Genomic DNA, 18210 nt, shown 5'->3' on the forward strand with positions numbered 1-18210 from the left:
CCGGGCGGTCTGCACAATCCCGGCGCGGGCCGCTCAAGTGCCGGGCAGCCCCGAGGTGTCCAGGCTGAAGGCCGCGGCGGCGCGGCCGATGCGGTCGTTGACGGCATCCCAGGCCGGATCGGTCGGCGGCGCCTGCACCCAGATACGGGCGTAACCCTGCGCATCGAGTTCGCGCAGGGTGGCATAGAGGGCCTGGGCGTAGCGAGCCGGGTCGGCCGGCACGGGATGCCACTCCAGGCCGTCGCCGTCTTCGCCGCGCCAGCCATGGGCCACCATGGCGATGCGGCCGGCGGGCCGGTCGCCGGCGCGCAGGCGCGCCCAATTGGCCTGGTCGATGAGTTCGAGCGGCGTGCGCGGCGCATAGTGCGCCTTGAGGGTGCCCGAGGCGCGCGGCGCGGCGGCATCCGGGCGGGCGACCGGCACGCCCAGGACGCGGGCGATCTGCGCGGCGCTGACATGGCCGGGGCGCAGCAGCACCGGGCCTATTCCCTGGTCCAGGCGCGAGAGATCGACGATGGTGGATTCGATGCCCACTTCGGATGCGCCGCCGTCGAGCACCGGCATGCCGGCGGCGACTTCCCGGGGGAACTCGGCGCGCACATGATCGGCCCGGGTGGGCGACACATGGCCGAAGGTATTGGCCGATGGCGCGGCCACGCCGCCCTGCCCGCCGGGCTTGAGCGCGGCGAAGGCGCGCAGCAGCGCCTGCGCCACCGGATGCGAGGGGCAACGCAGGCCGATGCTGTCCTGGCCGCCGCTGACGGCCTCGCCCACGCCGGGACGGCGCTTGAGGATGAGGGTGAGCGGGCCCGGCCAGAAAGCCTCGATCAGGCGCAGGGCCTGCGGCGGCACTTCGCTGGCCCAATGGCCCAGGTCGGCGCCCGGCGCCACATGCACGATGACGGGATGATTGGCCGGCCGGCCCTTGGCGGCATAAATGCGCGCCACGGCCTCGGCGTTCTCGGCATCGGCGCCCAGGCCATAGACCGTCTCGGTCGGAAACGCGACCAGGCCGCCGTCGGCCAGCCGCCGCGCGGCCGCCGCGATGCCGGCCTCATCCATGGCCGACATCCCCCAGGCCCAGGGCCTGCGCCACCTTGGCCGCGTCGCGGCGGGCGTCGTCCAGCGTGCGGCCAACGATGGTCACATGGCCCATCTTGCGGCCGCGGCGCGCCTCGCGCTTGCCATAGAGATGCAGCTTGGCGGTATCCACGGCCAGCGCCGCGTCCCAGGCGGGTTCGCGCTGGGTCTGGCCGTCATACCAGATGTCGCCCAGCAGATTGAGCATGACGGCCGGCGTCACCAGGGCCGTGCTGCCCAAAGGCAGGCCGGCCATGACGCGCGCCTGCTGCTCGAACTGGCTGGTGATGCAGGCATCGATGGTGTAGTGGCCGCTGTTGTGCGGGCGCGGCGCGATCTCGTTGACCACCAGATCGCCGTTCTTGAGCACGAAGAATTCCACGCAGAGCACGCCGTGATAGCCCAGGCCCTGGGCGATGGCCTGCGCGGCCGCGCGCGCCTGGGCCTGCACCGCGCCGCTCTCGTTCCCGCCGACGGTGGACACCGCCAGGATGCCGTCACGGTGTTCGTTGCGCGCGATGGGAAACACCACGCTGGCGCCATCGAAACCGCGCGCGATCACCACCGAAATCTCGTGGTCCAGCGGCAGCAGCGCCTCCAGCACACAGGGCACGCCGCCGAACTCGGCAAAGGCCGCCTGGGCTTCTTCGCGGTTGGCCACGCGCGCCTGGCCCTTGCCGTCATAGCCCATGCGGGCCACTTTGAGAATACCGGGGAAGAGCTCGCCGCCCGCGCCGGCCAGGTCCTCGGGGCCGCGGATGGCCGCATGCGGCGCCACCGGGATGCCCTGCGAGGCGATGAAGCTTTTTTCGGCGATGCGGTCCTGCACCACGGCCACGGCATCGCCCGCCGGGCTGACGCGGCAGCGCGCGGCCAGCGCGCGCAGGCTGTCGGCCGGCACGTTCTCGAACTCGGTGGTCACCACGGTGCAGCGCTCGGCCAGGGCCTGCAAGCCCTGGGCGTCGTCATAGGCGGCGCGGATATGCAGGTCGGCCACCATGCCGGCCGGGCATTCCTCGGCCGGATCCAGCACGGCCACGCGATAGCCCAGGCTCTGGGCGGCATGGCAGAACATGCGGCCGAGCTGGCCCCCGCCAAGCAGGCCCAGCCAACCGCCGGGAGCGACAAAGAGTTTGGATCGAGATTGCGACATGGTCATACCGCGCAAAGCGGCGGGAAAAGCTGGGCGCCGCGGCGCCCGGTCGAGAAAAGCCGGCGCCCGAAGGCGCCGGCACGGTGTTCAGACAGGCAGGCTCATGTTGCGCGCCGCCTCGGTCTGGGCGGCCCGGAAGGCCACCAGCTTGGCATGCAGCGCATCGTCGGTCGTCGCGATGGTGGCGATGGCGTGCAAGGCGGCATTGGCCGCGCCCGCCTCGCCGATGGCGAATGTGGCCACCGGCACGCCCTTGGGCATTTGCACGATGGACAGCAGCGAATCCTCGCCGCGCAGATACTTGGACGGCACCGGCACGCCGAAGACCGGCACTTCGGTCAGGGCGGCCATCATGCCCGGCAAATGCGCCGCGCCGCCGGCGCCGGCGATGATGGCGCGCAAGCCGCGGGCATGGGCCACGGCGCCATACTCGGCCATGTCCTGGGGCATGCGATGCGCGGAAATCACGCGCGCCTCGAAGGGCACGCCGAAGGATTCCAGCATCGCCACCGCATTCTGCATGACCTCCCAGTCGCTGGAAGAGCCCATGATGACGCCCACCAGGGGCGAGGCGGAAGAGGTGTTCGTAGCCGAGGTTTGTGTGGTCATGACCGAGTTCAGCGCGCCGCCGGGACGCAGAGGAAGAAAGCCAGGCCGGGCATGACCCGGCCGCGAAGCCCACTATTTTACCCGCCTCGCGCGCCGGGCCCGCCGGCCCGGCCTCAAAGCCCGGCCAGGCCGCTCCAGCCGCCGGCCATCCCGGCATTGGCGGCCAGCGCCAGCGCCGCCGCCAGAAACAGGCCCATGACCAGCACGCCCGGCCAGGCTACCGGCTTTTTGAGCGCGTTATCGCCCCACTTGCGATCGGCCGCCAGCATGGGCACGGAAAACAGCAGCAGGCCCAGCGCGGCGGCGCAGAACCAGGTTTCGGGGCGCCAGCCCGCAAGCACGGCCGTGCCCGGCCCGCCTTGCAGCAGCACCCAGCCGCCGGCGGCCAGCATGCCCAGGGCGGCGGTCAGCACCATGGCGTAATGCAGCGGAGAAGGCCCCAGCCGCATATTGAGCGTCAGGCCCACGCCGGCCATCACCAGCGCGGCCTGCTGCAGCTCGTGCAGGGGCGAGGCCGGCAGGTCCAGCATATGGGTCAGCACCAGGCTGCCCAGCAGCCACACGCTGGCCAACGCCAGCACGAGGGTATTGAGCCGGCGCGAAGCCCGCGCCACGTCATGCAGGAAAATCATCTCCGGCGCCCTATAGCGACAAGGGCAGCGGCCCGGTCATGAGGGCCTGCGCGCCCGCCACGAACAGCCCCAGCGTCAGCAGCCAGAGGGCCACGCAAGGCCGGCGCCGGCCCAGAATGCCAAACCATACGGCCGCCAGGCCACTGAAAAACGGCAATAGCGTCAACATGTCCGCCCCTTTTTATTGCCGTCGAGTATAGCGTCATAAATAGAAATATTTGATATATCTCGATATCTTTTTGGCCGGCGGACAAAAAAAACCGGCGCCAAGGCGCCGGTTTCCGGGGATGCGGGATCAGGCCGTCAGGCGGTCCAGGGCCTCGCGATACTTGGCCGCGGTCTTTTGCAGCACGTCGGCCGGCAGGCGCGGGGCGGGCGGGGTCTTGTCCCAGGTCTGGGTCTCGAGCCAATCGCGCACGAACTGCTTGTCGAACGAGGGCGGGCTGATGCCTTCGCGATAGCCGTCGGCCGGCCAGAAACGCGAGGAATCCGGCGTGAGGACCTCGTCCATCAGGTGCAGGGTGCCCTGCTCATCCAGGCCGAACTCGAACTTGGTGTCGGCGATGATGATGCCCTTGGTGGCGGCGAAGCGGGCCGCCTCGTCATACAGGCGCAGCGTGACGTCGCGGATGCGTTCGGCCATTTCTTGGCCGACTTCCTTGACGACATGGGCGAAATCGACGTTCTCGTCGTGCATGCCGAACTCGGCCTTGGCCGCCGGCGTGAAGATGGGCTCGGGCAGCTTGCTGGCCTGCTGCAGCCCGGCGGGCAGCTTGATGCCGCAGACCGCGCCGGTGGCCTGGTAGTCTTTCCAGCCAGAACCGATCAGGTAGCCGCGCGCCACGGCCTCGACCAGGATGGGCTTGAGGCGCTTGACGACGACCGCTCGGCCCTTGACCTGCTCGACCTCGCCGGGCGCGACCACGTCCTCGGGCTTCACGCCGGTGGAGTGGTTGGGCAGGATGTGGGCGAGCTTCTTGAGCCAGAACTCGGTCAGCTCGGTCAGCACCTGGCCCTTGCCCGGAATCGGATCGTCGAGGATGACGTCGAAGGCGGAAATGCGGTCGGTCGCCACGATCAGCAACTTGTCGTCGCCGACCGCGTACATATCACGCACCTTGCCGCGCCCCAGGAGCGGCAAGGACTTGATGCTGGATTCATGCAAAGCGGAAGTCACGGAATGGGCCTATGGCAGAAAAGATCCCGTCGGCGGCGGACGGGAGAGGCCGGCAGGGCAAAACGCGGGCCGGCAGGGGGCTATAGATTACTGCAAAAGCCCCCCTGCCCGCTTCCCGTGCCGGAAAGCGAGAAAGCCCCGCGAGGGGCTTTCCGTGGCCGCCGGGCCGCCCCGGAGGGCGGCGGCTGGCGTTTATTGCACGACCTGGGCCAGCTTGCCCGAGGCGTACTGCTGGGCGATCTCGCTCAGGGGCACGGGCTTGATCTTGCTGCCATTGCCGGCCGCGCCGAACTCGGTGTAGCGGGCCACGCAAATCGCCTTGGCGGCGGCGCGGGCCGGCTTGAGGTATTCGCGCGGGTCGAACTTGGAGGGATTCTCGGCGAAGAAGCGGCGGATGGCGCCGGTCATGGCGAGACGGATATCGGTGTCGATATTGATCTTGCGCACGCCGTACTTGATGGCTTCCTGGATTTCCTCGACGGGCACGCCGTAGGTTTCCTTCATGTCGCCGCCGAATTCGCGGATCTCGGCCAGCAGTTCCTGGGGCACGCTGGAGCTGCCGTGCATCACCAGGTGGGTGTTGGGCAGGCGGGCGTGGATTTCCTTGATGCGCTGGATGGACAGGATGTCGCCGGTGGGCTTGCGCGTGAACTTGTAGGCGCCATGGCTGGTGCCGATGGCGATGGCCAGGGCGTCGAGCTGGGTCTTGCGCACGAAGTCGGCGGCCTGCTCGGGGTCGGTCAGCAGCTGGTCCATGGTCAGCTTGCCGTCGGCGCCGTGACCGTCTTCCTTGTCGCCCTGCATGGTTTCCAGCGAGCCCAGGCAGCCCAGTTCGCCCTCGACCGTCACGCCCAGCTTGTGGGCCATGTCGACGACCTTGCGGGTCACTTCGACGTTGTAGTCGTAGTCGGCGATGGTCTTGCCGTCTTCCTTGAGCGAGCCGTCCATCATGACGCTGGAAAAGCCCAGGTTGATGGCGCCCTGACAGATGGCGGGCGACTGGCCGTGGTCCTGGTGCATGACGACCGGGATGTGCGGATAGGATTCGACGGCGGCCTGGATCAGGTACTTCAGGAAGCCTTCGCCCGCGTACTTGCGCGCGCCGGCCGAGGCTTGCATGATCACCGGGCTGTCGGTTTCCGCGGCGGCTTCCATGATGGCCTGGACCTGCTCCAGATTGTTGACATTGAAAGCGGGGATGCCATAACCATGCTCGGCCGCGTGGTCGAGCAATTGGCGCATGGAAACGAGGGCCATAACAAGGACTCCTGAATTCTCGTATTAATGGATAGATGAAATCCGGCTGAATCGTGTGATTTTAGCCGGGGTTTCAGCCCCGGTCTTGTCCGAGGCAGACAAGCCGTAACTTGTTGGCACCGGATAAGTCTGTCCCCACTTACTCCACCCCAAGCTGACAACTTCCTGTCAGCTTGGCCGGACTATTATTCCGTCTGCTTTACGTCCACCTGCCGGACACCCTTTCCTTCCCGGCCGACGCCCGCTGGCGCCCGGCCTTCCTCTGTAGTGATCATGGATACAAAAAAACTGACACGCTATATCGGCATCGCCATGGTGCTCGGTATCGCGACAGGTTACGTCTGCAACCGCTATGCGCAGGATGCGCAGCATGCCAAGGTGCTGGCCTCCTACTTCAGCATGGTGACCGACATCTTCCTGCGCCTGATCAAGATGATCATCGCGCCGCTGGTCTTCTCCACCCTGGTCTCGGGGCTGGCCAGCATGAGCGACGGCTCGGCGGTCGGCCGCATCGGTTTCCGGGCCATGGTGTGGTTCGTGGCCGCCTCGGCCACCTCGCTGCTCCTGGGCCTGCTGCTGGTCAATGTGTTCCAGCCCGGCGCGCACCTGAACCTGGCCCTGCCCGACGCCAGCGCCTCCACGGCGCTCAAGACCGGGGATTTCACCCTCAAGGGCTTCATCACCCATGTCTTCCCGCGCAGCATCATGGAAGCCATGGCGAACAATGAGATCCTGCAGATCCTCGTGTTCTCGCTGTTCTTCGGCGCGGCGCTGTCCTTTGTGCGCCGCGGCGGCCACACCACCATCATCACCGCCATCGACGAGCTGGCGCGCGTGATGTTCCGCGTGACCGACTATGTGATGCGCTTCGCGCCGGTGGGCGTGTTCGCCGCCATGGCCGCGGCCATCACCACCGAAGGCCTGGGCGTGCTGGTGAGCTACGGCAAGCTGATCGGCGAGTTCTACCTGGGCCTGGCGCTGTTGTGGGCCCTGCTGTTCGGCATCGGCTATCTCTTCCTGCGCCGCGACGTCCTGCGCCTGGGCGGGCTGATCAAGGAGCCCACCCTGATCGCCTTCTCGACGGCCAGCAGCGAATCGGCCTATCCCAAGACCATCGAAGCGCTCACCCGCTTCGGCGTGCCGCCGCGCATCTCGGGCTTCGTGCTGCCGCTGGGGTATTCCTTCAACCTGGACGGCTCGATGATGTACCAGTCCTTCGCGGTGCTGTTCATCGCGCAGGCCTACGACATCCCCATGACCTTCACCCAGCAATTGATGCTGCTGCTGGTCCTCATGGTGACGAGCAAGGGCATGGCCGGCGTGGCCCGCGCCTCGCTGGTCGTGGTGGCCGCGACGCTGCCGATGTTCAACCTGCCCGAAGCCGGCCTGCTGCTCATCATGGGCATAGACCAGTTCTTCGACATGGGCCGCACGGCCACCAACGTGGTCGGCAACAGCCTGGCCACGGCCGTCATCTCCAAGCTGGAGGGCGGCCAGGCCACGGCCGAGGAAATCGCCTCGGCCAGCGCCGACGACGCCTGATCAGCCCAGCGCCTGCTCCCCGGTATCGGGGATCAGGCGCTTGCCCATGCTGACCACATCGTCCAGCGTGAAACCCAGCGCGCGATAGAAGTGCTGCACGGCGGCGTTGTCGCCGCGCACCAGCAGATTGATCTTGGGGCAGCCGGCCGCCAGCAGCCGCGCCTGCACCGCCTCCATCAGGGCCCGCCCATAGCCGCGCTTGCGGCAGGACGGGTCAACGGCCAGGTAGTTGACCCAGCCGCGATGGCCGTCATAACCGGCCATGACCGACGCCGCCACGCGGCCCTCGGCCTCCCCCACCAGAAACCATTCCGGCTGCACCGTCAGCTTGCGCAGGACGTCCTTATGCGGATCGTTCCAGGGGCGCGTCAGGCCGCAGGCGCGCCACAGGCCGATGACGGCCTGCTCGTCGCGCATGGCGAAGGGCCGGATGTCCAAGGGCGGAAAACTCATGCTTGCACTCCTTCAGGGTTGGAAAACCGGTCAACAGGCCAGCGACTCCCCGGGGCAGGCAAAACAAAAAGGCCACGAGGAATGTCGTGGCCTTTTCATCACGGGCGCCGGCCGAGCCGGCGCGCAGCCACTCAACGTCGTTGAGTGAATCGTCGCAGGGCGGCGAAAAGCGGATGCGCGTGATGTGTCATCTGGCAAGCCTAACCGGGATCGTGGCGGGCTGCAAGCGGCGCGCGCCTGACCGCATGCTGAATGAAAACCGCTGGGCCCCCTTGTTTCAAGGGCTCATCTGACATGGTCCTGAACGCGGAAACGGCCCTGTGGTTTTGCCGCCCTAGGGACTTACTCCTAGTTGAACACTTTGCCCAGAACCTGAAAGCCGACTGACAGCCCCCCTCTCTAGTATCGCGCCCAGCACCTGCGTTTCCTGTCCAGACGAGGTGCGTCAAACAATCAAGAAAGGGAGACCATTCATCATGGCAGAGCATAAGCGCAGCGTCGTCCTCGCGGGAGGACGCGCATCATGAACCTGAACAATCGCAATGTGGTCCGGGGGCTGTTCATCATGCTGATCGCCGCGGTATTCGGCGGCGCGGCATGCCGCTATCCGATCGGCTCGCTCAGCCGCTTCGGCCCCGGCCTGTTTCCGCTGATGATCAGCGGCCTGCTGTTTCTCGTCGGCCTGTCGACCGTGATACGCGCGCGTTTCATCGAGCCCGAACCGCTCGACTACAACTTCAGGAACATCGTCATCATCCTGACCGCCCTCTGCGGCTTCGTGCTGGTGTCGCACTACATCAGCATGCTGCTGGGCATCGTGTTCCTGGTCTTCGTCGCCACGCTGGCCGGCACGTCCTATTCCGTGGCGCGCAACCTGAAGATCTCGGCCGGCCTGATCGCCGTGGCCTTCGGCTTCAAATACTTACTCGGCCTGAGCCTGCCCCTGCCATGACTGAAATCTTCAACAATCTCGCGTTCGGCTTCGAGCACGCGCTGACGCTGCAGAATCTGCTGTACTGCGCGCTCGGCTGCGTCGTGGGCACGCTGATCGGCCTATTGCCCGGCCTGGGTCCGCTGTCGACCATCAGCCTGCTGCTGCCGCTGACCTATTCCATCCCGACGGGCGGCGCCCTCATCATGCTGGCCGGCATCTACTATGGCGCCCAGTATGGCGACAGCGTCAGCGCCATCACCATGAAGATCCCGCACGCCAGCAGCATCGTGGCATGCATCGACGGCTACGCCATGAATCTCAAGGGCAAGACCGGCCTGGCCCTGTTCACGGCGGGCGTGTCCAGCTTCATCGGCGGCACGGTGGCCATCATCGTGCTTTCGACCATGGCGCCCGCGCTGGGCGAAGTGGGCCTGCTGTTCGGCCCGGCCGACTATTGCGCGCTGATGCTCCTGGGCTTTTTCTGCGTGAGCTTCGTGAGCGCCGGCAATCTGCTCAACGGCCTGGCCATGGCCATGATAGGCGTGCTGCTGGGCGTGGTCGGCACCGATGTCAACAGCGGCATGCCGCGCTACACGCTGGACCTGGTCTTCCTGCAGGATGGCATCGGCCTGATCAGCATCGCGCTGGGCTGCTTCGGCATCGCGGAAATCGTCAAGAACCTCGACAACCGCAATACGCTCACGCCCTTCAATGGCAAGATCAAGCTCATGCCGACCTGGGCCGAGTTCAAGCGCATCATCCCCAGCGCCTTGCGCGGCAGCGTCATCGGTTCGGTGCTGGGCATCCTGCCCGGCGGCGGCCCGACCATCGCCCAGTTCGCCGCCTATGCCGCCGACAAGCGCTTCAGCAAATACCGCCATGAAATCGGCACGGGCGCCATCGAGGGCGTGGCCGGCCAGGCCGCCGCCGACGAGTCGGCCGCGCGCACCAGCTTCATCCCGCTCATGGCCATCGGCATCCCCGAAAATGCGGTCATGGCCCTGATGCTGGCGGCCTTCATCGTCAAGGGCGTCCAGCCCGGCCCCAACATGATCGGCACCCATCCCGACCTGTTCTGGGGCCTGGTGGCCAGCATGTGGGTGGGCAACTGCTTCCTGCTGATCCTGAACGTGCCCCTGGTGCGCTATTGGCTGTCGGTGTTCAAGATCCCGTACACGGTGCTCTTCCCGTCCATCCTGTTCTTCTGCTGCATCGGCACCTTCAGCATCAACAACAGCCTGGACGACATCTACATCACCGCCGTCTTCGGGGCCATCGGCTACATCTTCATGCGCCTGGGCATGGAACCCGCGCCGCTGATGCTGGGCTTCATCCTGGGCCCGATGCTGGAGGAGAACTTCCGGCGCGCCATGCTCTTGAGCCGCGGCGACTTCTCCATCTTCGTGAGCCGGCCCATCAGCGGCACGCTGCTGGCCTTCATCGCCTTCATCATCCTGTTCCAGTTCCGCGGTTTCTTCCGCAAGCGGAAACAGACGGCGGCGCTGCAAGGCCAGGCCGACTGAGGCGGGCATCGCGCGAGCCCCGCCCGAGGGCGGGGCCCGGCCCGGCTTGTCTATTGCCTCGCCGCGCGCCGGGCGCGCGGCCAGCGCGGGCGCAGTTCGCTCACGATGATGCCCAGCACGATGAGCGCGCCGCCCAGCAGGGCCAGAGCGGGCAGGCGCTCGCCGGCCATGCGGCCAAAGACGGCCGCCCAGATCGGCTCGCCCGCATAGATGATGGCCGCGCGCGAGGGCTCGACGGTTTTCTGCGCCCAGTTCATGGTCGCCTGGATGGCGGCGCTGGCCATGCCCAGCCCTGCCGCCAGGCCCAAGAGCGGCCAGGAGAAAGACGGGATATCCAGCTCGCCGGCCGCCGGCATGAGCAGAAAGGCGAACAGCGCAGCGAATCCCAGCTGCGCCACGGTCACGCGCCGCAGGTCGACGCGCGGCGCGAAGTGGCTGATCAGCACGATTTCCAGCGCGATGGCGAAGGCGCCCAGCAAAGTCAGGGTCTGCCCATACGAAAATGACAGGCTGAAGCCGCCGCCGGCAAAGCAGGACAGGCCGGCGAAGGCGCATAGCGCGCCGGCCAGGCACATGATATGCGGGCGGCGGCGCCAGAACAGCCATTGCAGCAAGGGCACCAGCGGCACATAAAGACCGGTCAGCATGCCAGACTCGGAACTCGGGATATGCCTCAGGCCCATGGTCTGCAAACCATAGCCCAGCGCGATCATGGCGCCGATGGCCATGCCGGCCAGCAGGTCACGCCGGGTCATGCCAGGCAGGATGCGCCAGGACAGCAGTCCCACGGCCAGGGCCGCGGCGGCGAAGCGGCAGCCGACGAAGAACAGCGCGCCGCTGTACTGCATCGCCAGCTGCACCAGCAGAAAAGTCCCGCCCCAGACCATGGTGATCAGGACAAGGGCGAATTCAGGAAGACGGGATGAGGAGGTACGCATGGTGCTGCGCAGTATAGACAGGCGGCCGCCTTGCGCGCGCGGCGCCTACTGGGCGGCGGGATAGCTCACCACGAGCTGCCCGCCGCGGCGCTCCTGGACAAAGAAGACCATGCTGCCCGTGGGCACCTGCCCGCGCTCGAAACGCCAATAGGGATTGGCCCCGGGCGCGGCCCGCTGGTACTGGTTGTAGCAGCCGATATGCACCGGATCGCCATCCTGCTCGCTCAGGCCGAGCACGAAGTCGCCGGTCTTTTTCTTGCCGGCCGACACGATGTTGACCGGCGCATAGCGCGTGTGCGCGAAGCGTTCGCGGACAACGGCCTTGAAATACTCGCGCACCGCCGGTTCGATGCGGGCGCGCAAGGCCTCGTCCTGCGGCGCGGCATCCCCGCCCATGCGGGCGACGATGCCGGCGGCCTCGCGGCACACGGCCTGCACACTGGCCTGCAGATCGGGCCTGAGCCCGGTCATCAGCTGATCGCGCCGCCAGCCGCCCAACGCCAGGCCGGCCAGGGCCAGCGCACAGACGCCCAGGCCGAAACGCCGCGCCCAGGCGGGCCAAGGCGCGGCTGTCCGCCCGGCCAGCCACCCCAGCAGCAGGACATGCACGCCGGCGGCCAGCAGGGCATAGGCCGCGACCATCCAGACGTGATAGAAGGAGAAGGCGGCCAGCATCAAGACCTCTCGCCGCGGCCGCGCAGCACTGTCATCAGGCCCAGCGACAGGCTGGCCAGGACGGCGAGCGCCAGCAAGGGCAGAACGTCGGCGGCCCAATCCAGCAGGCCGGCCAGGCCCAGCGGCGCGATCACCTGGGCACGGTAGTCGTCCAGCTCGGCCAGCAGCCGGGTCCAGGCGCAGACGGCCACCGCCCCGTGCACCCACAGCCCGGCCAACAGGCGCCAGCGATAGACCAGGCCCGTCAAGACCAGGCAGAGCGCCCAGACGCCGGCGACCGCCAGCATGCGGCCGTCGAACAGCCGAAAGCCCGGCTGCGACGCCAGCCAGACCAGGGCGAAGACCGCCACCGCGCAGGCCAGCCCGAGCGGCCAGGAAACCGGTGAGCGATTCAGTTTGCGAGCCATGCCCGCCACTATAACCACCCCGGATGACAAATCCCCGCGGTGTCAGGCGGCGGCCGCCAGCGGGGCGTAGTCGGCGCTGAACACCAGGCGGCCGGCCGACCAGCTGCGCGTGACCATGGGCATGCCGGCCACGGTGGCCACGGCGATGAGATCGGCGCGCAGGCCCTCGCGCAGCCGGCCCCGGTCTGTCAGGCCGCAGGCGTCGGCCGGGTTGGCCGTCACCAAGGCCAGGGCCTGCGGCAGGCTCAACGCGCTTTGCTGGTGCGCGGCAAAGGCCGCCGTGATGAGGGTGGACGGCTGGTAGTCGGAACACAGACAACTCGCCACCCCGGCGCGGATGGCCTCGATCGCCCGGATCGATCCGCTCTGGCTCTGCCCGCGCACGACATTGGGCGCGCCGAATATCGTCGGCAGGCCGCAGGACACCGCCGCCTTGGCGGTGTCGAGATTGATGGGAAACTCGCTCATGCGCACGCCCAGGTTGCGCATGGTCGCCACGCGCTGCACCGAGTCGTCGTCATGGCTGGCCGTGGGAATGCCCAGGGCATGGGCCTGCCCGAGCAGGCGCTCGATCCGGTCCACCGCGCCTTCGCGCTCCTGCACCTTGCGCTGCGCGGCCGCCTCGGCCTCTTCGCGCGAATAGGCATGGTTGCCCATGACGTATTGCAGATAGGCTTCCAGCGTCTTGAACTGGCCCTGCCCCGGCGAATGATCCATCACCGACAGCAGGTCGACGGCGCCCTCCTCCATCAGCCCGGCCAGCACTGGCTCGGCGCCATGGTCGGTGATTTCATAGCGGCAGTGCACGCGGTTGTCGACCAGGCTGTGCCGCCGGAAGGCGCGGACCCGGCGCGCCACCTCGGCGGCCGTGTCGTTGTTGCGCATGCCCAGGTCGCGGCTGGCGAAGGACATGGCATGAAACGGCGTCGTGATGCCGGCCGCGGCATTGCGCCTATCCACCTGGGCCACGGCGAAATCCAGCGGAAACAGCACTTGGGCGCGCGGTTCGGCCTCCTTCTCGATGGCATCGCAATGCAGGTCGATCAGCCCGGGCATCAGGTACTGGCCCTGGAGATTCAGTTCGCGGGCGCCCGGCGCCGCGGCAGGGTTGATGGCCCGGATGCGATCGTCTTCCAGGAGCACGCTGGCGTCATCGAGCACGGTGTCGCCCAGCACGACGCGGGCATGGGTCAAATAGGTCTGAGGCATGCGAAAGACTCCAGGTATCAGGCCAGCGCGCGCTCGGCGGGACGCAGTGGCAGCAAGCGCGTGGCCACGGCCTGGCGCACGGCTTCGTCATGGAAAATGCCGATCAGGCAGCGGCCGGCGGCGGCGGCTTCGCGGATGAGGTCCACCACGACCCGGCGGTTGTCCGCATCCAGCGAGGCGGTGGGTTCGTCCAGCAGCAGGATGGGATGTCCGCCCACCAGGCCGCGGGCGATATTCACGCGCTGCTGCTCGCCGCCGGAGAATGTCGCTGGCGGCAGGTCCCACAGGCGCTCGGGCAGATTGAGCCGGGCCAGCAGCGCGGCGGCGGCATCGCGCGCCCGCGCCGCGGCCACGCCGCGCATGCGCAGCGGTTCGGCCGCCACATCCAGCGCGGACACGCGCGGGATGGCGCGCAGAAACTGGCTGACATAACCCAGCGTGTCGCGGCGCAGGCGCAGGATCTCGCGCGGCGCGGCGCGGGACAGCTCCAGCCACTGCCCCTCATGGCGCAGGCCGATGCTGCCGGCGCTGGCCAGATAGTTGCCGTAGAGGCAGCGCAGCAGCGTGCTCTTGCCGGTGCCCGACGGGCCGTCCAGCACCAGGCATTCGCCGGCCGCGGCCGCGAAAGAAACGTCCCGCAGCACGGGCAGACTGGCGCCGCCCTGGTTGTGCAGGGTGAAAGTCTTGGACAGGCCGCTGACCGCGACCAGGGTGTGGGCTTGCGTCATCGTCAACTCTGCAGGATGGAAGAAACCAGCAACTGGGTGTAGGGATGTTGTGGGTCGTCCAGGATCTGGTCGGTCAGGCCGCTTTCGACCACGCGGCCGCCGCGCATGACCAGTGTGCGGTGCGCCAGCAGGCGCGCCACGGCCAGGTCATGCGTGACGATGATGGCCGCCAGGCCCAGGTCGGCCACCAGTTGCCGCAGCAAGTCCAGAAGACGGGCCTGCACGGAGACATCCAGCGAAGCCGTGGGCTCATCCATGAACACCAGGCGCGGACGGGTCACGAGATTGCGGGCGATCTGCAAGCGCTGCTGCATGCCGCCGGAGAACCGCGAAGGCGCATCATCCAGGCGGGCCACATCGATCTCCATCTTGCGCAGCCAGGCCGAGGCCTCGCCGCGCAGCTCGCCATAATGGCGCGTGCCGATGGCCATGAGGCGCTCGGCCACATTGGCGCCCGCGCTCACGCGCATGCGCAGGCCATCGCGCGGGTTCTGGCGCACGAAACCCCAGTCGGTGCGGGCCAGCAGACGCAGCCGCGCCTCGGTCAGACTGGCCAGCGATACCGGTCCCTGGTCGCGGGTGTCGAACCAGACGCTGCCCGACTCCGGCATCACCTGCCAGGACAGGGCCTGCAGCAGCGTGCTCTTGCCCGAACCGGACTCGCCCACCACGCAAAGCACTTCGCCCGGATAAAGGTCGAAGCTGACGTCGCGGCAGCCATGCACGCCGTCCCAGGTATGGGTCAGCTCGCGTACCGACAGCAAGGCTTGCTCTGTCATGCGGCCTCCCGCGCGGCGCTGAAGTCGGGACCGCGATGGCCGGCGGCCAGGCGGCCGGCGCAATACTCGGTATCCGAGCACACAAAGCGGCGCGTGCCCTGGTCGTCCATGATGATTTCGTCCAGAAAGCTGTCGCGCGCGCCGCACTGGGCGCAACAGTCGCTCCATTGTTCGACGCGGAAAGGATGGTCGTCGAAGTCCAGGCTCTTGACGCGCGTATAGGGCGGCACGGCGTAGACCCGCTTCTCGCGGCCGGCGCCGAACAGCATGAGCGCGGGGCTGCCATCCAGTTTGGGATTGTCGAACTTTGGAATGGGCGAAGGCCGCATCAGGTAGCGCCCGTCGACCACCACCGGGTAGTCGTAAGTGGTGGCGATATGCCCATGGCGCGCGATGTCCTCGTAGAGATTGACATGCATGCCGCCGTACTCGGCCAGCGCGTGCATGACGCGCGTCTCCGCCTCGCTGGGCTCCAGCCAGCGCAGCGGCTCGGGGATGGGCACCTGGAACACCATGATCTGCCCTTCGGACAGCGGCGTCTCGGGAATGCGGTGGCGGGTCTGGATGAGGGTGGCCGCGCGCGTGGATTCAGTCGTCCTCACGCCCGTCACCCGGCTGAAGAAGCGGCGGATATTGATGGCATTGCTGGTGTCGTCGGAGCCCTGGTCAATGACCTTGAGCACATCCCCGCGCCCGATGACAGAGGCTGTCACCTGGATGCCGCCGGTGCCCCAGCCGTAGGGCAACGGCATCTCGCGCCCGCCGAAGGGCACTTGATAGCCGGGAATGGCCACGGCCTTGAGCAGCGCGCGGCGGATCATGCGCTTGGTCGACTCATCCAGATAGCCGAAGTTGTAGGCCTTGTCGGTCATGATGCGAACACCTCGTCGGTCCGGGCCGCGCCGGCCTGGGCCTGTTCGAACTCGGCGCGCAGGCGGCGCACCAGTTCCAGATTGGCTTGAAAATCGACGTAGTGGGGCAGCTTCAGGTGCTGCACGAAGCCCGAGGCCTCCACGTTGTCGCTGTGATAGAGCACAAACTCGTGATCGTTGGCGGGCGCCTGCGCCGCCTCGCCCAGCTCGCGCGCGCGCAGCGCGCGATCGACCAGGGCCATGGACATGGCGCGGCGCTCGCCGTAGCCGAAGGCCAAGCCATAGCCGCGGGTAAAGCGCGGCGCCTGGCGGGCGGCGCCGCCGAACTGGCTGACCATCTGGCATTCGGTCAACTCGATCTCGCCCACGGTGACGGCGTATCCCAGTTCCTCGATCACCATCTCCACCTCGACATCGCCCAGGCGGATCTCGGCGGCAAAGGGATGGGTGTTGCCGTAGCCGCGCTGGGTGGAATAGCCCATGGACAGCAGAAAACCCTCGTCGGCCCGCGCCAGGTTCTGCAGGCGGGCGGCGCGGTCGGCCGGAAAGCGCAGCGGCTCGCGCGTCAGGTCATAAGGCGCGGGATCGCCCTCGGGCGGAAGCTCGGGATCGATGAGCGCGTCGCGCGCCAGCAGCTCGGTCACGCGCGGCGCCGGCGTCTCGTCCGCCGTCCCCAGGGGCGGCGGAGCCTGCGGCTCGCGCGCCTCGTCCAACAGGGAAAAATCCAATAGCCGCTGGGTGTAGTCGTAGGTCGGACCCAGCATCTGCCCGCCCGGCAGATCCTTGAAGGTGGAGGAAATGCGGCGCCGCAGGCGCATCGCGGCGGTTTCCAGCGGCCGCGTATAGCCGAAGCGCGGCAGGGTCGTGCGATAGGCGCGCAACAGGAATACGGCCTCGATGGCGTCGCCGGCGGCCTGCTTGAGCGCCAGCGCGGCCAGCTGCGGGTCGTACAGCGAGCCCTCGGCCATGACCCGCGAGACGGCCAGCGGCATCTGCTCGCGGATCTGGGCGATGGACAGCTCGGGCACGCCGGCGTCGCCGCGCCGGTAGTGGTCCAGCAGGCGGTAGGAATTGAGGATGGCCTTCTCGCCACCTTTGACGGCTACATACATATCAGGCCTCCACGGCAGTGCTGCGGGGCAGTCCGCTCATCTGTTCCGCCCGCGTGAAGAAGACATCGACGCCCAGCGGGAAGCGCTGGTGGTTGCGCCCCCATTCCGCCCAGAAGCCCTCGGGCAGGCCCTGGACCGCCAGCTGGCGGCGCCCGGCGATGCCGGGCCCGGCCAGGCGGGCGCCCGCGTCCTGCGCCAGGCCGTCGACTTCCAGGATGAGCGTGGCGGAGCGGTCCGGATAGGCGGGATCGCCTTGCGCAAGCTGCGACAGGGCCGGCGCCGCGTGGCCGGCGGGCACGGCCACGAAGGTGGCCAGCGCGGCCTCCTCGGTCAGCGGACAACCGCAATGAAAGCGCAGATAGGCGGCTACCGCGGGATGCAGGCCGGGCGGCAGCCAGACCGGGGTATCGGCATCGGCCAGCGTCAGGAGCAAGGCCGTCATGGCGCGCCCCATGCCTGGCGGCAGCGCCTGGCTGCCCGGCATCGCCGTGACGCGGCCCGGTTGGGCCAGGGCGTCCAGGGCCTGGCGAAAGCTCGCCTGGGCTTCGTCCACCGGGGCGGCGAAACCCGCCAGCGGCAGAAGGGTGTCGGCGGTTGCGTTCATATCAGTCCTCGCCTCGCGCCAGCGTGAAGAATTCGACCTTGGTGGCGGCCGCCTCGGCGGCGCGCCGGGCGCGGCGCTCGCGGCCCGCCCGCTCCAGGGGATCGAGCACCTCCTCGCGCAAACGCTGCCGCCATTGGGGCAATTGCATCAAGGCATCCAGCATGGCCGCCTGGCGCGCATGGCGCGCATGGCGCCCCTGCACATAGGCCAGGCCCATCACCCCTTGCGGCAAGGCCACCGCGCAGCGCGTGATCGTCATTTCGCCGAGGTTGAACTGCGCGCCGGTGCCGCCGCCGCGGGCCCGCAGCATGGTCATGCCGGTCTGCGGCTCGCGCAGCATGCGCGCTTCGGGCAGGCCGGACAGGCCGCCGAACAGCCGGTCCAGCTCATCGGGGGGCGCCAGGGCCAGCGTGCGCATCCAGGCGGCGCGCCCCTCCCGGTCTTGCGGTGCGGGATGGATTTCCATATTTCCTCTAAACGTCTAGATGATTTAGGACGAGTTTCGTCAGCGACAGACGCCACTTCA

Annotated in this window: 21 protein-coding genes; 3 read left to right on the forward strand and 18 right to left on the reverse strand. The window is 67.9% G+C overall.

The features are described from left to right. Positions 1-33 precede the first annotated feature (33 nt). The 7 genes from L540_RS16375 to fba all read right to left on the reverse strand — a co-directional run bounded on the left by L540_RS16375 (position 34) and on the right by fba (position 5908). Complete coding sequence (locus L540_RS16375) at positions 34-1071, reverse strand: L-threonylcarbamoyladenylate synthase (protein ID WP_109842558.1); 1038 nt, start codon at positions 1069-1071, stop codon at positions 34-36. Next, positions 1055-2233, reverse strand: a complete 1179-nt coding sequence (locus tag L540_RS16380) for a 5-(carboxyamino)imidazole ribonucleotide synthase (protein ID WP_043211180.1) — start codon at positions 2231-2233, stop codon at positions 1055-1057. Before L540_RS16380 ends, L540_RS16375 begins: the two co-directional genes overlap by 17 nt. An 87-nt stretch (positions 2234-2320) precedes the next feature. Further along, positions 2321-2842 carry a 5-(carboxyamino)imidazole ribonucleotide mutase gene (gene purE / locus L540_RS16385; RefSeq protein WP_043210880.1) on the reverse strand — a complete coding sequence of 174 codons (522 nt, stop codon included), beginning with the start codon at positions 2840-2842 and terminating at the stop codon, positions 2321-2323. 113 nt (positions 2843-2955) lie between these two features. Continuing rightward, entirely contained in the window at positions 2956-3474 is a 519-nt protein-coding gene (locus L540_RS16390; RefSeq protein ID WP_048026529.1) for a hypothetical protein, read from the reverse strand. Between the two features lie 10 nt (positions 3475-3484). Beyond that, on the reverse strand, positions 3485-3643 hold the full coding sequence (locus tag L540_RS21905) for a hypothetical protein (protein ID WP_043210878.1): 159 nt from the start codon (positions 3641-3643) through the stop codon (positions 3485-3487). 126 nt (positions 3644-3769) lie between these two features. Then, positions 3770-4651, reverse strand: a complete 882-nt coding sequence (locus tag L540_RS16400) for a phosphoribosylaminoimidazolesuccinocarboxamide synthase (RefSeq protein WP_043210876.1) — start codon at positions 4649-4651, stop codon at positions 3770-3772. A 192-nt stretch (positions 4652-4843) separates the two neighbouring features. Further along, complete coding sequence (gene fba / locus L540_RS16405) at positions 4844-5908, reverse strand: class II fructose-bisphosphate aldolase (RefSeq protein ID WP_043210874.1); 1065 nt, start codon at positions 5906-5908, stop codon at positions 4844-4846. A gap of 273 nt (positions 5909-6181) precedes the next feature. On the opposite strand from fba, the gene L540_RS16410 reads away from it, so the two are divergent. Then, entirely contained in the window at positions 6182-7450 is a 1269-nt protein-coding gene (locus tag L540_RS16410; RefSeq protein WP_043210872.1) for a dicarboxylate/amino acid:cation symporter, read from the forward strand. Here L540_RS16410 and L540_RS16415 read toward each other — a convergent pair whose 3' ends face one another. Further along, a complete protein-coding gene (locus tag L540_RS16415) occupies positions 7451-7903 on the reverse strand; it encodes a GNAT family acetyltransferase (protein WP_048026533.1) in 453 nt (150 codons plus the stop codon). 523 nt (positions 7904-8426) lie between these two features. On the opposite strand from L540_RS16415, the gene L540_RS16420 reads away from it, so the two are divergent. Continuing rightward, positions 8427-8855: a tripartite tricarboxylate transporter TctB family protein gene (locus tag L540_RS16420; RefSeq protein ID WP_082149669.1), complete on the forward strand. Its 429-nt coding sequence runs from the start codon at positions 8427-8429 to the stop codon at positions 8853-8855. Next, positions 8852-10360, forward strand: coding sequence for a tripartite tricarboxylate transporter permease (locus L540_RS16425; protein ID WP_043210871.1), 1509 nt, complete (start codon positions 8852-8854; stop codon positions 10358-10360). Before L540_RS16420 ends, L540_RS16425 begins: the two co-directional genes overlap by 4 nt. Positions 10361-10410: 50 nt before the next feature. Here the strand turns inward: L540_RS16425 and L540_RS16430 are convergent, their stop codons facing one another. The 10 genes from L540_RS16430 to phnG are packed head-to-tail and all read right to left on the reverse strand — an operon-like array spanning position 10411 to position 18150. Beyond that, the gene (locus tag L540_RS16430; protein WP_043210869.1) at positions 10411-11298 is read right to left on the reverse strand and encodes a DMT family transporter; all 888 of its coding nucleotides are present in this window, start codon (positions 11296-11298) and stop codon (positions 10411-10413) included. 45 nt (positions 11299-11343) lie between these two features. Continuing rightward, entirely contained in the window at positions 11344-11973 is a 630-nt protein-coding gene (locus tag L540_RS22010) for a hypothetical protein (RefSeq protein ID WP_231584845.1), read from the reverse strand. Then, positions 11973-12380 carry a hypothetical protein gene (locus L540_RS16440; protein WP_043210866.1) on the reverse strand — a complete coding sequence of 136 codons (408 nt, stop codon included), beginning with the start codon at positions 12378-12380 and terminating at the stop codon, positions 11973-11975. Before L540_RS16440 ends, L540_RS22010 begins: the two co-directional genes overlap by 1 nt. A gap of 42 nt (positions 12381-12422) precedes the next feature. Beyond that, positions 12423-13589 carry an alpha-D-ribose 1-methylphosphonate 5-triphosphate diphosphatase gene (locus L540_RS16445; RefSeq protein ID WP_043210864.1) on the reverse strand — a complete coding sequence of 389 codons (1167 nt, stop codon included), beginning with the start codon at positions 13587-13589 and terminating at the stop codon, positions 12423-12425. A gap of 17 nt (positions 13590-13606) precedes the next feature. After that, positions 13607-14317, reverse strand: a complete 711-nt coding sequence (gene phnL, locus L540_RS16450; protein ID WP_043210861.1) for a phosphonate C-P lyase system protein PhnL — start codon at positions 14315-14317, stop codon at positions 13607-13609. A gap of 2 nt (positions 14318-14319) precedes the next feature. Then, positions 14320-15096, reverse strand: coding sequence for a phosphonate C-P lyase system protein PhnK (gene phnK / locus L540_RS16455; RefSeq protein ID WP_043210858.1), 777 nt, complete (start codon positions 15094-15096; stop codon positions 14320-14322). Next, complete coding sequence (locus L540_RS16460; RefSeq protein ID WP_048026535.1) at positions 15093-15968, reverse strand: alpha-D-ribose 1-methylphosphonate 5-phosphate C-P-lyase PhnJ; 876 nt, start codon at positions 15966-15968, stop codon at positions 15093-15095. The genes phnK and L540_RS16460 overlap by 4 nt, the downstream gene beginning before the upstream one ends. Then, a complete protein-coding gene (locus L540_RS16465; protein ID WP_043210856.1) occupies positions 15965-17080 on the reverse strand; it encodes a carbon-phosphorus lyase complex subunit in 1116 nt (371 codons plus the stop codon). The genes L540_RS16460 and L540_RS16465 overlap by 4 nt, the downstream gene beginning before the upstream one ends. A gap of 1 nt (position 17081) precedes the next feature. Further along, entirely contained in the window at positions 17082-17684 is a 603-nt protein-coding gene (gene phnH / locus L540_RS16470) for a phosphonate C-P lyase system protein PhnH (RefSeq protein ID WP_043210853.1), read from the reverse strand. A gap of 1 nt (position 17685) precedes the next feature. Beyond that, positions 17686-18150, reverse strand: a complete 465-nt coding sequence (phnG, locus tag L540_RS16475; RefSeq protein ID WP_043210851.1) for a phosphonate C-P lyase system protein PhnG — start codon at positions 18148-18150, stop codon at positions 17686-17688. Between the last annotated feature and the right edge of the window lie 60 nt (positions 18151-18210).

The sequence above is a fragment of the Bordetella pseudohinzii genome (genome assembly GCF_000657795.2).
Taxonomy (GTDB): Bacteria; Pseudomonadota; Gammaproteobacteria; order Burkholderiales; family Burkholderiaceae_B; genus Bordetella; species Bordetella pseudohinzii.